Origin of the sequence: Bacillus sonorensis NBRC 101234 = KCTC 13918, from assembly GCF_001592005.1 — a bacterium.
Lineage (GTDB): Bacteria > Bacillota > Bacilli > Bacillales > Bacillaceae > Bacillus > Bacillus sonorensis.
In genome coordinates this window covers 114,530-131,055 of record NZ_BCVZ01000010.1, presented here as the reverse complement: position 1 = coordinate 131,055, position 16,526 = coordinate 114,530, and the positions used below count along the sequence as shown (strand labels likewise).

13 protein-coding genes and 1 tRNA gene are annotated in these 16,526 nt (G+C 43.1%); 13 read left to right on the top strand and 1 reads right to left on the bottom strand.

Features of this window, described 5'->3' with window-relative positions; all coding sequences use genetic code 11:
* Positions 1-2 precede the first annotated feature (2 nt).
* The 8 genes from BTR1S_RS13075 (at position 3) to glmS (ending at position 8,446) form a co-directional block, all read left to right on the top strand.
* Positions 3-74, top strand: a tRNA-Gln gene (locus tag BTR1S_RS13075).
* A gap of 125 nt (positions 75-199) precedes the next feature.
* Positions 200-1,114 (top strand): arginase, encoded by a 915-nt coding sequence (rocF, locus tag BTR1S_RS13070; RefSeq protein WP_029419496.1) that lies wholly within the window; start codon positions 200-202, stop codon positions 1,112-1,114.
* A gap of 223 nt (positions 1,115-1,337) precedes the next feature.
* Positions 1,338-1,901 carry an RNA polymerase sigma factor SigW gene (gene sigW, locus BTR1S_RS13065; RefSeq protein ID WP_006639951.1) on the top strand — a complete coding sequence of 188 codons (564 nt, stop codon included), beginning with the start codon at positions 1,338-1,340 and terminating at the stop codon, positions 1,899-1,901.
* A gap of 13 nt (positions 1,902-1,914) precedes the next feature.
* Complete coding sequence (gene rsiW / locus BTR1S_RS13060; RefSeq protein WP_006639952.1) at positions 1,915-2,547, top strand: anti-sigma-W factor RsiW; 633 nt, start codon at positions 1,915-1,917, stop codon at positions 2,545-2,547.
* 149 nt (positions 2,548-2,696) lie between these two features.
* Entirely contained in the window at positions 2,697-3,518 is an 822-nt protein-coding gene (gene cdaA / locus BTR1S_RS13055) for a diadenylate cyclase CdaA (RefSeq protein WP_006639953.1), read from the top strand.
* Positions 3,511-4,827 (top strand): CdaR family protein, encoded by a 1,317-nt coding sequence (locus BTR1S_RS13050; protein ID WP_006639954.1) that lies wholly within the window; start codon positions 3,511-3,513, stop codon positions 4,825-4,827. The genes cdaA and BTR1S_RS13050 overlap by 8 nt, the downstream gene beginning before the upstream one ends.
* Positions 4,828-4,847: 20 nt before the next feature.
* Positions 4,848-6,194 (top strand): phosphoglucosamine mutase, encoded by a 1,347-nt coding sequence (glmM, locus tag BTR1S_RS13045; RefSeq protein WP_006639955.1) that lies wholly within the window; start codon positions 4,848-4,850, stop codon positions 6,192-6,194.
* Between the two features lie 449 nt (positions 6,195-6,643).
* A complete protein-coding gene (gene glmS / locus BTR1S_RS13040; RefSeq protein ID WP_006639956.1) occupies positions 6,644-8,446 on the top strand; it encodes a glutamine--fructose-6-phosphate transaminase (isomerizing) in 1,803 nt (600 codons plus the stop codon).
* A 353-nt stretch (positions 8,447-8,799) separates the two neighbouring features.
* Here glmS and BTR1S_RS13035 read toward each other — a convergent pair whose 3' ends face one another.
* Positions 8,800-9,834, bottom strand: coding sequence for a LacI family DNA-binding transcriptional regulator (locus BTR1S_RS13035; RefSeq protein WP_029419495.1), 1,035 nt, complete (start codon positions 9,832-9,834; stop codon positions 8,800-8,802).
* A gap of 336 nt (positions 9,835-10,170) precedes the next feature.
* On the opposite strand from BTR1S_RS13035, the gene BTR1S_RS13030 reads away from it, so the two are divergent.
* The 5 genes from BTR1S_RS13030 (at position 10,171) to BTR1S_RS13010 (ending at position 16,518) form a co-directional block, all read left to right on the top strand.
* Positions 10,171-11,607 carry an L-fucose/L-arabinose isomerase family protein gene (locus BTR1S_RS13030; protein ID WP_006639958.1) on the top strand — a complete coding sequence of 479 codons (1,437 nt, stop codon included), beginning with the start codon at positions 10,171-10,173 and terminating at the stop codon, positions 11,605-11,607.
* 19 nt (positions 11,608-11,626) lie between these two features.
* Entirely contained in the window at positions 11,627-12,457 is an 831-nt protein-coding gene (locus BTR1S_RS13025; RefSeq protein WP_006639959.1) for a transketolase, read from the top strand.
* A complete protein-coding gene (locus BTR1S_RS13020; protein WP_006639960.1) occupies positions 12,454-13,419 on the top strand; it encodes a transketolase family protein in 966 nt (321 codons plus the stop codon). Before BTR1S_RS13025 ends, BTR1S_RS13020 begins: the two co-directional genes overlap by 4 nt.
* A gap of 13 nt (positions 13,420-13,432) precedes the next feature.
* Positions 13,433-14,917: a glycerol kinase GlpK gene (glpK, locus tag BTR1S_RS13015; protein ID WP_006639961.1), complete on the top strand. Its 1,485-nt coding sequence runs from the start codon at positions 13,433-13,435 to the stop codon at positions 14,915-14,917.
* 212 nt (positions 14,918-15,129) lie between these two features.
* Positions 15,130-16,518, top strand: a complete 1,389-nt coding sequence (locus BTR1S_RS13010; RefSeq protein ID WP_006639962.1) for a PTS transporter subunit EIIC — start codon at positions 15,130-15,132, stop codon at positions 16,516-16,518.
* Positions 16,519-16,526 lie beyond the last annotated feature (8 nt).

Sequence of the window (16,526 nt, the reverse complement as noted above, 5' to 3'; positions counted from 1 at the left end):
TTTGGGCTATAGCCAAGCGGTAAGGCAACGGACTTTGACTCCGTCATGCGCTGGTTCGAATCCAGCTAGCCCAGTTTTTGGACATCCTGTTTGGATGTCCTTTTTATTTTGCCTTGATTGTATAACTATTCAAAAAAATGTCTTGTTGAGTCAATTTTAAATTGGACTGTACAATGAAAGTCTGAAAGGGGGATATGATATGTTTAAAAAGATTTCCATGATTGGTGTGCCCATGGATCTTGGCCAATTAAGGCGGGGAGTGGATATGGGCCCGAGCGCGATTCGCTGTGCCGGCGTCAATGAGCGTTTGGAAAGCCTTTGCGATGATATTGAAGATTTGGGAGATATCACAATCGGTCAGAGGGAGGATGAAAAGGAAGGCGGTCAACCTGCCTCAGAAGAAGAGCTCCGCAATTTGAAAGCGATTACAAGCGCGAGTGTAAAGCTGGCTCAGACCGTTGATAAAATGGTTGCTTCAGGTTCATTTCCGCTCGTTCTCGGCGGTGATCACAGCATTGCGATCGGCACGCTGGCTGGACTTGCGAAGCATTATCAAAATCTGGGTGTGATCTGGTATGATGCACATGCGGATGTAAATACAAAGGAAACTTCGCCATCCGGCAATATTCACGGAATGCCTCTAGCAATCAGCATGGGGATCGGACATGAACGGCTGACCGGGATTTATGGGGATGGTGCCAAAGTTAAGCCGGAAAACATCGTCATCATCGGAGCGAGATCTCTTGATGACGGGGAAAAAAAGCTGATCCGCGACAGAGGAATCAAAGTATATACGATGCATGAAATCGACCGCCTCGGCATGACAAGGATCATGGAGGAAACGATTGAATACTTGCGGGAACGGACAGACGGCGTCCATTTGTCGCTTGATCTGGACGCCCTTGATCCGAACGATGCGCCAGGTGTAGGAACTCCCGTTGCTGGAGGGATCAGCTACAGAGAAAGCCATTTGGCAATGGAAATGCTTGAAGAGTCCAACCTCATCACGTCTGCTGAATTTGTAGAGGTGAATCCGATTTTGGACGAGAAAAACAGGACGGCAGAGACGGCTGTTGCTTTAATGGGTTCATTATTTGGGGAAAAATTATTATAGACGGTCTTCGGCGGCGGAGCGGCCGCCGATCATTCGCCTGAAAACCTCAATTTCAAAATGTTTATGTTGTATAATAATTTTAAGCTAATATTAAGGGCCTGAGCCTGTGTAAACCATCTACACTCTGCCAATTTTTTGTTAAACTATTTTTATGAATTTCATGAAACCTTTTAAAGATCAACCCGTATACATAAAGACCGGTGAAGGCAGAGGTTAGATAAATATGGAAACAATGATAAAAAAAAGAATCAAACAGGTGAAAAAAGGCGACCGTAACGCATTTGCAGACATCGTGGATATTTATAAAGACAAAATTTATCAGCTTTGCTACCGTATGCTCGGCAATGCGCATGAGGCGGAAGATATTGCGCAGGAAGCATTTATCAGAGCATACGTGAATATCGACAGTTTTGATATCAACCGGAAATTTTCGACATGGCTTTATCGAATTGCAACCAATTTGACCATCGATCGTATCCGCAAAAAAAAGCCGGACTATTACTTGGATGCAGAGGTGGCAGGAACAGAAGGACTGACGATGTATTCACAGGTTGCGGCGGATGTTGCGCTTCCAGAGGATGAAGTGCTTTCCTTGGAACTGCACAGTACCATTCAGGAAAAAATCTTAAGGCTTCCCGATAAATACAGGACGGTCATCGTATTGAAGTACATTGACGAGCTCTCACTGATCGAGATCAGCGAAATCCTAAACATACCCGTGGGTACTGTAAAAACCAGAATACACAGAGGCAGAGAGGCTCTCAGAAAACAATTAAGGGATCTTTAAGTGGGGTGATGAAATGAGCTGTCCGGAGCACATTGTTCAGCTTATGCACAAATATCTCGATGGAGACATTCTTCCGGATGATGAGACGCAGCTGAAAGAGCATTTGCAATCATGTGAAGGATGCAGAAAACACCTTCACGAAATGGAAAAATCGATCGCTCTTGTGCAGAGCACGTCACATCTAACAGCTCCGGCAAACTTTACGGCCAATGTGCTGGCAAATCTGCCGAAGGAAAAACGGACGGTCTCCATTAACAGATGGCTGAAAGCTCATCCGTTTATCGTGGCTGCAGCGCTGTTTGTCATTCTGATGGGCGGCAGCTTTTTTTCAAGCTGGAAAAATGACCATGACTTCAGCGTATCCAATCAGCCGAATCTGGTCGTGAAAAACAACACCGTCACCGTACCCGAAGGCGAAGTCGTAGAGGGCGATGTCACCGTTAAAAACGGCAAGCTGATTATCAAGGGTAAAATAGATGGTGATGTCACCATTGTAAACGGAGAAAAATATACGGCTTCAGCCGGACAAGTCACCGGTCAGATCCACGAAATCAACGCGGCGTTTGACTGGATCTGGTACAAAATCAAATCGGCCGGAAAAGCGGTTTTCGGCGTGAATGATTCTAAAGATGAAGAGCAAAGCTGATATTAGCGGCTTTGCTCTTTTTTATGATGCCGCCATTTCCCTTGAAAAATTAAAGTGTGGTATAATAGCCTCTGTATATAAAATTATATATAATACAATGTTGAAACATATAAACTTAACTAATGACTGAATTCTTGGAGGACGAGGAAATGGCTTTTGAGGATATCCCTTTTTTGCAGTACCTCGGCGATGCCGTTGATATTCTCCTTGTTTGGTACGTGATATATAAATTAATAATGGTCATCCGCGGAACGAAAGCGGTTCAGCTTTTAAAGGGAATCGTAGTCATTGTTCTTGTCCGGGTGGCCAGCCAATTTTTAGGATTGAGCACACTGCAATGGCTGGTTGACCAGGCGATCACATGGGGATTTTTAGCGGTCATCATCATTTTCCAGCCGGAACTGAGGAGAGCGCTGGAGCAGCTCGGCCGCGGACGCTTCTTCTCCCGAAGCGGAACTCCTGAGGAAGAGCAGCAGCAAAAAACGATAGACGCGATTACAAAAGCGATCAAATATATGGCAAAACGGCGGATTGGCGCACTTTTAACCATTGAACGGGAAACCGGAATGGGCGATTACATAGAAACAGGGATCCCGATTGATGCAAAGGTCAGCTCTGAGCTATTGATCAATATTTTTATTCCGAACACACCGCTTCACGACGGCGCCGTGATCATGAAAAACAATGAGGTCGCCGCAGCAGCCTGCTATCTGCCGCTGTCTGAAAGCCCGTTTATTTCTAAAGAACTTGGCACGAGGCATAGAGCGGCAGTGGGGATCAGTGAAGTGACCGACAGTCTGACGATTGTCGTATCCGAAGAAACCGGCGGCATCAGCGTAGCCAAAAACGGAGACCTTCACCGCGATTTGTCGGAAGAAGCGCTGCAAAATATGCTTGAGGCAGAGTTCAAAAAAAATTCGCGGGAAACTTCCTCATACCGCTGGTATTGGAGGGGGAAGAAAAATGGATAAATTCCTGAACAATCCCTGGTCTGTCAAAGTGATCGCGTTATTGCTCGCGTTTCTTCTGTATTTTGCGGTTCATAGTGCGCAAGCACCGACCCCGAAGAAACCGGGTGAATCTTTCTTTCCGACATCGACGACAGATGAAGCGACCCTTACCGATATCCCGGTAAAAGCGTATTATGATGATGAAAACTATGTGGTGACAGGCGTGCCGCAAACTGTGAACGTCACGATCAAGGGACCGACTAGTACTGTAAAGAAAGTGAGACAGGTTAAGGATTTTGAAATCTATGCCGATATGCAGAACCTGAAAACCGGCAGGCATAAAGTGGAATTAAAGGCGAGAAATGTCGCGGAAGGACTGAGCGTGACAATCAATCCTTCTGTAACCACGGTAACCATTGAAGAAAGAACGACGAAGGAATTTCCGGTTGAGGCCGATTTTTACAATAAGAATAAGATGAAGGACGGTTATACGCCGGAGCAGCCGATCGTCAATCCGAAAAACGTCAGTGTCACGGGAGCGAAAGCCGTGATCGACAGAATCGCAAGCATAAAGGCGACGATCAATTTGGAAGGCGTAGACCAAACGGTGGAAAAGGAAGCAAAGCTGACGGTGTATGACAGAGACGGAAATATTCTTCCGGTCGAAGTTAACCCGTCCGTCGTCAAAATCACCGTTCCGGTGACAAGCCCGAGCAAAAAGGTTCCCATTAAGCTTGGGCGAAAAGGAAGCCTCCCTGAGGGCATCAGCATCTCCAGCTTGGATTCAAGCCCCGGGGAAGTGACCGTCTATGGGCCGAAAAATGTCCTGGATTCGTTAGAATTTGTCGACAGTACTGAAATTGATTTAAGTAAAATTAAAGACGACACTGAATTTGAGGCTGATATTCCGGTGCCGGAAGGGGCCAAAAAAGTGTCGCCGGAAAAAGTGAACATCAAGGTGAAAGTAGACAAAGAAGAAGAGAAAAAGCTGAAAAACGTTTCGATCAAAACCGTCGGGCTTAGCGACAGCCAGGATCTTGAATTTCTCGATCCGAAAACCGGCAGGCTGGATATCACGGCAAAGGGTTCAGAAGCCGCGATTGCAAAGCTTCAGCCGTCAGACATCGAACTCTATATCAATGCAGCGGATCTGAGCGATGGCGAGCACGACGCCAAACTTGAAGTCAACGGCCCGCAGAATATTGCATGGTCGCTGCCGCAAAAACATGTTAGAGTTAGAATTTCTTCTGAAACATCTCAAAAAGAAAATGACAAAGGTCAGGATGACGAGGAAAAGAATCATTCTGAAACAGATTCACAACCTTCATGAATCAAAAAGGAGCGATATAAATGGGCAAGTATTTTGGAACAGACGGTGTGAGAGGTGTCGCAAACAGTGAACTTACACCCGAGCTGGCCTTTAAAGTCGGACGTTTTGGCGGATATGTCCTAACAAAAGACAAAGAACGTCCCAAGGTGCTGATCGGCCGTGACACGCGTATTTCCGGCCATATGCTGGAAGGAGCCCTTGTCGCCGGTCTCCTCTCAATAGGAGCCGAAGTGATGCGCCTCGGCGTCATTTCGACGCCCGGAGTTGCTTATTTGACAAAAGCAATGGATGCCGAAGCAGGCGTGATGATTTCAGCTTCGCATAATCCTGTCCAAGATAATGGCATCAAGTTTTTCGGCGGCGATGGTTTTAAGCTTTCCGACGAACAGGAGCTTGAAATCGAGCGCCTGATGGATCAGCCGGAAGATCATCTGCCAAGGCCTGTGGGAGCCGATCTCGGCATGGTTAATGACTACTTTGAAGGCGGACAAAAATATCTGCAATTTCTCAAGCAGACTGCCGATGAGGACTTTACAGGCATTCATATCGCGCTCGATTGCGCGCATGGGGCGACGTCTTCACTGGCTACCCATCTGTTTGCCGACCTTGATGCCGATGTTTCGACGATGGGAACGTCTCCGAACGGCTTAAATATCAATGACGGCGTCGGTTCGACCCATCCAGAAGCACTTGCCGCTTTTGTAAAAGAAAAAGGAGCTGACGTCGGCATGGCGTTTGACGGCGACGGCGACCGGCTGATCGCTGTGGATGAGAAAGGCAATATCGTCGACGGCGACCAAATCATGTACATATGCGCGAAGTACTTGAAGGGCGAAGGCCGGTTGGCGGAAAACACCGTTGTCTCAACCGTGATGAGCAACCTCGGCTTCTACAAAGCGCTTGAAGCTGAAGGAATCAAAAGCGTTCAGACAGCAGTCGGCGACCGCTATGTCGTCGAGGCGATGAAAAAAGACGGCTATAATCTCGGCGGAGAACAGTCAGGACATCTGATTTTCCTTGACTACAATACGACGGGCGACGGCCTGCTTTCGGCGATCATGCTGATGAACACGATCAAAATGACAGGCAAGCCTTTATCAGAGCTTGCAGCGGAAATGCAGAAATTTCCACAGCTGCTCATCAATGTGAAGGTGACTGATAAAAATAAAGTGACCGAAAACGAAAAAGTCAAAGCGGTTATTGAAGAGGTTGAAAAAGAAATGAACGGCGACGGCCGTATCCTTGTCCGCCCTTCAGGGACAGAGCCGCTTGTCCGCGTAATGGCTGAAGCCAGAACGAAGGAGCTTTGCGAGGAATACGTCGGCCGGATTGTAGACGTCGTAAAGGCGGAAATGGGAGCGGAGTAAATTTCCGCAGATAACCGATGAACAGGACATGCTGATTTGACATAAGATAAAGGGAACCGGTTTCAATTCTTGAAAAGAATGTGAATCGTGTGAAAAACGTTTGACGGTTCTTTTTGCCTGTAGTAAAATCAGCTTGTCTTGTTTTATTCAAAAGGAAAGGCAGGGTTGAAGATTTTTTATTTATATAGTTATAGCGCCCGGACTAAGCGTACGGATGAAAGAGCTTAGTTGACGAGGATGGAGGTTATCGAAATATTCGGCGGATGCCTCCCGGCTGACCTAAAAGATCACAGCCGCAAGGATTTCCTCAAACCAAAGAGGCGACTCTTTGAACAAAGGGAAATCTCATGATCTTCCAACAAAAACATGTAGGAGGGGACGAAGAAACGTCCCCGCCTGAAAAGCAGACTTCTTCGTCTCCTTCCTGCGTATTCGGGAGGAAGAACAATATGTGTGGTATTGTAGGTTATATTGGCCAGCTTGATGCAAAGGAAATTTTATTAAAGGGTTTGGAAAAATTGGAGTACCGCGGCTACGATTCAGCAGGAATCGCTGTGGCTAATGAAGACGGAGTCCATGTGTTTAAGGAAAAAGGACGCATCGCCGATCTTCGTGAAGCTGTTGATGAAAACGTGCTGTCCCAGGCTGGAATCGGACATACACGCTGGGCGACTCACGGTGAACCAAGCCGTCTAAACGCACACCCGCATCAAAGCGCATCAGGCCGCTTTACGCTTGTTCATAACGGTGTCATCGAGAACTATGTTCAGCTGACACGCGAATATTTGCAAGGCGTAGAACTAAAAAGTGATACGGATACAGAGGTTGTCGTTCAAGTGATCGAACAATTCGTCAACGGAGGCCTTGACACAGAGGAAGCGTTCCGCCAAACGCTTATGCTGCTGAAAGGTTCCTATGCGATTGCATTATTTGATCATGAGAATAAAGAAACCATCTATGTAGCAAAAAATAAAAGCCCGCTGCTCGTCGGCCTTGGAGATACATTCAATGTTGTCGCATCAGATGCGATGGCGATGCTTCAAGTGACAAATGAATATGTGGAGCTTATGGATAAAGAAATGGTCATCGTCACCGACAAAAAAGTCGTGATCAAAAATCTTGACGGTGACATCATGTCCCGTGCCTCTTATATTGCAGAGCTTGATGCCAGCGATATCGAAAAAGGCACATACCCTCACTACATGTTAAAAGAAATTGATGAACAGCCGCTTGTCATGCGGAAAATCATTCAAACCTACCAAGACGAAAACGGCAGGCTTTCCATTCCCGGCGATGTCGCCGATGCGGTGGCAGAAGCGGACCGCGTTTATATCATCGCCTGCGGAACGAGCTACCATGCCGGTCTTGTCGGCAAGCAATTCATTGAAACATGGGCGAAAGTTCCGACTGAAGTCCATGTCGCGAGTGAATTTTCATACAACATGCCGCTGCTTTCCGAGAAACCGCTGTTTATCTTTATTTCTCAAAGCGGAGAAACGGCTGACAGCCGCGCTGTTCTCGTCCAGGTGAAAAACCTTGGCCACAAAGCGCTGACGATTACAAACGTACCGGGATCAACGCTTTCCCGTGAAGCGGACTATACGCTGCTGCTGAATGCCGGACCGGAAATCGCGGTCGCCTCAACAAAAGCGTATACAGCGCAAATCGCCGTTTTGGCCATCCTGGCAGCTGTCACTGCAGAAAGCCATGGCAAAGCGCTCGGCTTTGACCTAGTAAAAGAACTCGGCATCATCGGAAACGCGATGGAAGCCCTTTGCGACCAAAAAGATGAAATGGAAATGATCGCGCGCGAATACTTGACGGTCACACGCAATGCCTTCTTCATCGGCCGCGGACTCGACTATTTCGTCTGCCTTGAAGGCTCCCTGAAGCTGAAAGAGATTTCTTACATTCAAGCTGAAGGCTTCGCCGGCGGCGAACTGAAACACGGCACGATCGCATTGATCGAAGACGGCACACCGGTCATCGCCCTTGCGACACAGGAACACGTCAACTTAAGCATCCGCGGAAACGTCAAAGAAGTGACAGCCCGCGGCGCCAACCCTTGCGTGATCTCGCTGAAAGGCCTGGAAGAAGCAGACGACCGCTTCGTCCTGCCTGAAGTGCATCCGGAGCTATCTCCGCTCGTCTCCGTCATCCCGCTGCAGCTGATCGCATACTACGCTGCACTGCACCGCGGCTGTGACGTTGATAAGCCAAGGAACTTGGCGAAGAGTGTGACGGTGGAGTAAGGAGACTTTTGAAATAAATTAAATTCTACCCCTTTAATACGATTGTCTAAAGGGGTTTTTTGTCCAAAAGAAACATAACATCTAGAGGGTTTAAGAAGGTCGGGCATTGTGTTAAGCAGACTTGTCAGTCGTAGTTAAATGTTCAGGACGTTTCCTCATCAGGTTGAAAGGCAGTAAAACGAACAGATAATTTATCAGATTGGAGAACGAAACTGTATAAATTGGCTGAAATCTGTTGTTGCCCTGTAGAAAGCCATTCTTTAGTGTCTTTCTACAAGGCGCATTTCATTATGGGCAATTGAATGAATGCCCTACACTAGCTTTCTGAAGCCTTTAAAATCGATGCTTTCTTTTCACTTTTCATTTGGTGAGCAGCAAGATTTTCTTATAATGAGTTCCGTATCGACAAATATTTTCATCTTATCATCTTCATTATGATCAATTTCCCTGATTAACTTTTCAACAGCAAGTGATGAAATTTTGTCTTTCTTTACGTGGATTGTAGTTAATTCTGGACTTATGATTTGAGACTCGGCAATATTATCGAAACCAATTACCGATATATCCTCAGGGACATTTATGTTTAATTCGTTAAGTGTTTTGATTACACTAATTGCCATGTAGTCACATTCACAAAATAATGCTGTGGGCAAGTTGCCTTTTAGATTCAAAATCGATTGTTTGAATGCTTCTTGCACAGAGACATCCGTAGGTGACATTTGAAATGTGTGTTCAGGTTGGATCATTAAATTGTTCTCTGACATGACTTTTTGGAATCCCTTTTTTCTCATATCAAAATTATACATTCTGGAACTGGATTCAACATAGCCAATCTTTTTATGGCCCAACTCTATAAGATATTCTCCCGCCTGGTAAGCCCCTAAAACATTATTCATAACGATAAAGTTAATATTCAGGGTTTCAAAGCATGTATCTAAAACAACTAAATTTGGTTGCAATTTGGCTACGCTTTTGATTTGCTCTTCAGTTAAGTTAGTTCCCAGCATTAATATCCCCGAAGAACTTTGCTGTTTTTCAAGATTGGAGATTTCTTGTTCTAATGAGTCAACATTAATTGAAGAAATGATTAAAGAATATCCTTTTGATGTAAAAGATTGATCTATATTATTGATAAGTTCCATAAAAAAGGACTGGGATTGATACTGTTCAGTGATAATTCCGGTATGTGTGCATGCGACAAAACGGAAAATCTTTGATTGCTTATTGTTTTGTATTTTTGAAGAAGGTCTTGGATTATACTTGTGCTTCTCTGCGATCTTTAAAATTCTTTCTCTCGTTTCTTGACTGACACCGGGTTTCCCATTTAACGCTAATGAGACAGCGGATTTAGAAACCTCGGCTATCCTTGCAATGTCATCAATCTTCATGTATACCCTCCGCCTATGTTTAATAACATATTTACTCATAGTTTAGTGAAAAAATTTAGTTGTGTCAAACTTGGTGAAATATATGTATAATCAGGCTTAACACCTATAAATAATAAAGCACTCAACCCTCACCAGAACTAAACAAAACTAAAATAAAACGATTACATTTTATAAAAAAGGAATTAAATTTATATAAAATGTGTTGACTTTCGTTTAGTTGGGGTGATACTCTAATTTTGAGAAATCAATATAAATGTTTAGATAAAAAACGTCTACTTCAGTTTAGTTGTTGTTTAGTTGATGTTTAATAGGATTATAGTCTTGAGGGGGGAGAACATGGAAAAGCTAAAGTTGGGCTTTGCTCCAACACGGAGATTCGTGTTTAGTAAAGAAGACGCTTATAAATACAAAGAGTTAATAATGAAAAAAATAAAAAGTTTTGGGTTAGAAATTGAAATAGTCGATTTAGAAGGAATCAATGAGGAAGGTCTATTATATAATCGCTCGGATGAAGCTGCAATTGTAAATCGATTTCAATCCGAGGGGGTAGATGCATTATTTTTTCCGCATTGTAATTTCGGCACGGAAGACCTTGTAGCCAAAATAGCCAAAGCAGTTGATAAACCTGTATTAATATGGGGGCCGAGAGATGAAGCTCCACTGGAAAACGGGATGCGACTTCGGGATACACAGTGCGGAATCTTTGCAACTGGTAAGGTGCTACGCAGATTTAATGTACCGTTTACTTACATAACAAACAGTGCTGTTGATTCTAAAGTCTTTGAAAGAGGGTTTAAAAACTTTATTGGTGCAGCGAATGTTGTGAAGCATTTTAAACAGCTCCGAATACTTCAAATCTCAACTAGACCTTCTGATTTTTGGTCAGTGATTTGTAACGAAGGGGAATTGCTTGAAAAGTTCGGGATTCAAATTTACCCGATTACCTTAGATGAAATAAAGCAGAAAACGCTAAAAGTTGAGGAAGAAGGAAGCGCAGAGTTAGATCAAGCGATTGATTATATTAAAGAAACACTTGACTGGAGCATGGTTGAAGAAAAACACGTACGTCGTATTGCTTCACTAAAAGTTGCGATGAAGCGATATGCTGAAGAAACGGGCAGCTCGGCTATTGCTATTCAATGCTGGTCTACATTACAAGACATTATAGGCATTATGCCTTGTTTGGCAAATGCAATCTTAACTGATGAACAAATCCCAGTCACTTGCGAAACAGATATTCATGGCGCAATTACATCCATTATGGTTCAAGCTGCAACTTTAAACACGTCACCAACTTTTTTTGCAGATATTACAATTAGACACCCTGAAAACCCAAATGGAGAGTTGTTATTCCATTGCGGAAATTTTCCGGTTTCACTAAGTGTCGAGGATAGGCCTACATTAAATAAACACTTTTTATTCGAAGATCATTCACCAGGTACGCATGAAGGGGAGATAAAAGGCGGAGAGATGACAATAGCGCGCTTTGATGGTGACCATGGAGAGTATTCAATTTTTTTAGGAAAAGCTAAAGGGATTGAGGGGCCGTACTCAAGAGGATCGTATGTATGGGTAGAAGTGAATGATTGGCCGCTATGGGAAGAAAAATTAGTGAAAGGTCCATATATTCACCATTCAACTGGAATCCATGCCAATGTCATACCCGTTATATATGAAGCATGTCAATATATACCGGGTTTAACACCAGACCCGGTAGATCCTACAGTAGAAGAGATTCAAGCGTGGCTGCGAGGCAGTGACATAAATAAATAATACGATTGGAGGGAGATTTATGGAGGATATAAAATTTTTGAAGCGTAAAGCTGCTGAAATCAGAAAGTTGTTGCTTGAAACAATTTATGAAGCTGGTACAGGCCATACTGGTTCATCCTTATCAAACACCGATATTTTAACAGTTCTTTACTATAATGTGATGAATGTCGACCCGCAAAATCCAACATGGGAAGACAGGGATCGTTATATTCAAAGTAAAGGTCATGCTGTTGAGTCTTATTGGGCGGTGTTAGCTGACAGGGGATTTTTCCCGAAAGAAGAGTTGAAGACGTTTTCTAAATTCAACTCTAGATTAATAGGACATCCAAATAATAAGGTTCCGGGCGTGGAAATGAACACTGGGTCATTAGGGCATGGTTTATCAGTATCAGTGGGGATGGCTTTAGCTGCTAAGAAGGATCATAAATCCTATAGAGTCTTCACGCTAATGGGGGATGGTGAGCTGGCAGAAGGCTCTGTTTGGGAAGCTGCTATGGCTGCATCACAATATAAGCTGGATAACTTAATAGGAATCATTGATAGAAATAGATTGCAGATCACAGGCAGTACAAGTGACGTGATGAGTAATGAACCGCTTGATAAAAAGTGGGAGAGCTTTGGTTGGAGTGTTGTTGAAGTAAATGGCAATGATATAGCTGAACTAGTAGAAGTTCTAAATGAAGTGCCCAAGACGATTGGCAAACCTACAATCATCCTTGCCAACACAATTAAAGGAAAAGGAATATCACTGGCAGAAAATGTAGCTGGCTGGCACCATCACGTTCCGACTAAAGAAGAGTATGAATTAGCTATGAAGGAACTTTCTGAGCAATTGGAGGGATTATCATGAATCATGCAGCACTTAAAAAGAAACCTGGAAATAATATTGCAAATCGGAAAGTTATTAGTGATACTCTGCTACATTTGGCAAAAGAAAATAAAGATATTTTAGTATTAACAAGTGATTCCAGAGGTTCAGCGTCCATGGCGCCATTCGCAGATGCGCTGCCCGATCAATTAGTAGAAGTAGGGATTGCAGAGCAAAACTTAGTAGGTATTGCAGCAGGCTTGGCGGCCTCTGGAAAAAAACCGTTTGTAGCTTCTCCGGCCTGTTTTCTAAGCATGCGAAGCATAGAGCAGATTAAAGTTGATATTGCTTACTCAAGAACGAATGTTAAGTTAATTGGAATTAGCGGCGGCGTGAGTTATGGAGCGCTTGGTATGTCACATCACTCCCTGCAAGATTTGGCTGTGACCAGAGCTATACCAGATTTACACGTCATGATGCCTGCTGATCGTCATGAAGCCAAGAAAATGACCGAAGCCTTAGTGGATTATCATACACCTGTTTATATGAGAATTGGCAGAAACCCTGTGGAGGATTCTTATATAAATGAAGATTACGATTTTGAAATTGGCAAGGCAGTTACGATGCATGAAGGAAACGATCTAACCATTATTGCATCGGGAGAAACTGTACGCATTGCGCTTGATACAGCTTGTTTACTTCAATCTGAGGGGATTGGTTGCAGAGTATTAAATATGCATACGATCAAGCCATTAGATGAGATGGCTGTTATAAAAGCAGCTAAAGAAACGGCACGAATCATTACGATAGAGGAACACAGTATTTATGGCGGACTTGGTTCTGCCGTTTCAGAAGTTATTTCGCAAAACTGCCCGGTTCCTGTCAAAATTCTTGGTATCCCGGATGAGCCAGCGATCACAGGCAATACAAAAGAAGTATTTGAACATTATGGCTTGAGTGTTGCGAATGTCTCTACAATTGCTAAAGAAATGATGGGCAACTAGGGAGGCTGCTGAAATGAACGAGAAATACATTCTTGTTATAGACCAAAGCACCTCTGGCACAAAGGCGCTTATTGTCGATCAACAAGGCAGTGTTGTTGCAAGAAAGACAGGAAGCCACAAGCAAATATATCCTCAATCGGGTTGGGTGGAACATGACCCGATTGAGATATACGAAAGTGTAAAGGCAGCAATCAATGCAATAGCTGAATCCAATCAAAAGATAATCGACAAAGTGAAAGCCCTTACAATAACGAATCAACGCGAGACGGTTATTGTTTGGGACAAGCAAACCGGTGAGCCGGTATATAACGCAATCATATGGCAATGTCGAAGAACTGCTTCAATGTGTACATTTTTGAAAGATAAAGGATATGAAGAAAAGGTTCATTCGAAGACAGGTCTGACGATAGACCCTTACTTCTCTGCAACTAAAGTAAAATGGATTCTAGACAATATTTCGGGTGTCAGAGAGAGAGCGGAAAATGGCGACCTTTTACTCGGAACGATCGATAGTTGGTTGTTATGGAAGCTGACAAATGGGAACGTTCACGCTACAGACGTGACAAATGCGAGCAGAACGCTGCTATTTAATATTAATTCCTTGAATTGGGATGATGAATTACTCGAAATTTTTGATATACCAAAATTGATGCTGCCAGAAGTGAGATTTTCCGATGACATATATGGATTCATTCAAGATAGCGAATTATTACTACCTAAAATTCCAATTTCGGGTGTTATAGGTGATTCGCAAGCAGCTCTGTTTGCTCAGCGATGTTTTCATAAAGGTACGGCAAAAGCTACTTTTGGAACAGGAACATCCGTAATGGTGTTCACAGAAGAGCTCGTAGATGCTAAAGACGGTTTAGTTACTTCTATAGCCTGGGGCCTTAATAAAGAGGTTAAATATGCTTTGGAAGGAATCATTCATACGACAGGTGACATTATAAAGTGGATGAAAGATGATTTGACTTTATTTGATGACTTTGATGAAGCAGAGTCATTGGCAGCCATGTTAGAGGATAACGGCGGCGTATATTTAGTACCTGCATTTGTAGGGTTAGGTGCGCCTTATTGGAGTCCAAATACAAGAGCCGGTATTACGGGCATCAGCAGAAACACAAACAAATCTCACATTATAAGAGCTGGATTAGAGAGCATCGTGTACCAGGTAAAAGATGTTATACAGCTTATCTATCAAGATACGAATGTTGCCGTTAAAGAATTAAAAGTGGATGGCGGAGCAACATCAAATGCATTTTTAATGCAATTTCTATCTGATGTGCTCGGTATTAAAGTGATTGTTTCAAATGTTTCTGAGTTATCGGCCCTAGGTTCTGCATACCTTGGTGGGCTTGGAATAAAGTTGTGGAATTCTATCGAAGAGATCAATCAATTAAGAAATGAACAGCATATCTTTGAGCCAAAAATGACTCAAGAAACAAGAGAGCAATTCTATTCAGAATGGAAACATGCTATTCACTCGCTATTAATCTAAACGGAATTGCAGGCACCACTGTAAAAGGGATAATCGATAACTAAACTTTTTAAGTGAATGGCCACTGTATCAACGCCATCTGAGCAAAACTTGAGTTTTCTGTGTACATGTGGTTGAGGAGGAGGAGTTGATTTTGCCTTACAAATACTAAGAGATGTTTTGCTGCTTATTTTAAATAGCTAGTAGTAAATACGAGATTGGAGGCTTAAAATATGAACTATGAAAAGCTAGCAAGGCAAATTATACAAGAGGTAGGCGGTAAAGAGAATATCAACAGCGTGATACACTGTGTGACACGATTAAGGTTCAAGCTTAAAGATCAGTCTCTTGCGAAAACAGAAGTGATAAAAGAATTGCCTGGAGTAATGACAGTTGTAATAAGCGGCGGTCAGTACCAAGTTGTAATCGGTGATCAAGTTCCCAATGTGTATGCTGAAGTATCCAAATTAATCGGAAAAGAAACTGCTGAAGATACAGATGAAACGGTTGAAGAAGGGGGTTTGTTCAGCAAGTTTGTAGCGCTGATGTCCGGGATATTTATGCCTGTCATGGGGGTATTAGCCGCTGCTGGTATTTTAAAAGGATTTTTGGTTGCCTTAACAGTACTTGGGTGGATATCAGAGGAAATGGGCGTTTACAAGATTTTATTTGCTGCCTCAGATGCATTCTTTTATTTCATGCCAATTTTACTCGGATTCTCAGCCGGTAAGACATTTAAAACGAATCAATATACAACAGCTGTTATCGGAGCAACTCTTGTTTATCCTACGATGTTGGAAATTTATAATGCCGGTGAAGCGTTAACTTTTCTTCAGATTCCTGTTGTCTTAATGAATTATACGCAATCAGTTATTCCGATTATACTGGCTGCATTCATTACAGCTAAATTCGAGAAATTGCTTCTTAAAGCCATTCCGAAGTCATTGCAATTAATTTTTGTTCCTTTAATCATATTAGTGATCATTGTTCCTTTATCATTTATTGTAATAGGGCCGATTTCTGTATATGCCAGCGAATTGTTAGCTAAAGGAGCTATGGCTTTGTATTCGTTAAGCCCTGCTGTTACAGGCTTGATTCTTGCTGGAATTTGGCAAATTGCGGTGATATTTGGACTTCATTGGGCGTTTATTCCGATCTTCATAAATAATATAACAACTTTAGGCTTCGATCCTATAAATGCTTTATTGTATTGTACGGTCTTTGCTCAAACAGGAGCAGCTTTGGCCATTGCATTAAGAACGAAAGAAACTAAAATGAAAACGTTATCAGCAACGGCTACATTATCTGGATTTTTAGGTATTACCGAGCCTGCAATTTATGGGGTTAACTTACCGCTTAAACGGCCATTTATTATGGGATGTATTGGAGGCGGTGCAGGTGGCGCAATCGCAGGGTTCTTCAGCGGGAAGATGTATGGAGGATTTGCATCCGGCGGAGTTTTTGGTATCCCGATGTTTATTAATCCGGAAGGCGCCAATTCAGAATTTTATGGATTTGCTGTTTCGTTGATTGTCGCTTTGGGAGTTGCATTTATCTTAACTTACCTATTTGGGTACAGCCAAAAAATGCAATTAAATCAAGATCAAAAAAAGTCGGCATAACCTAAGAG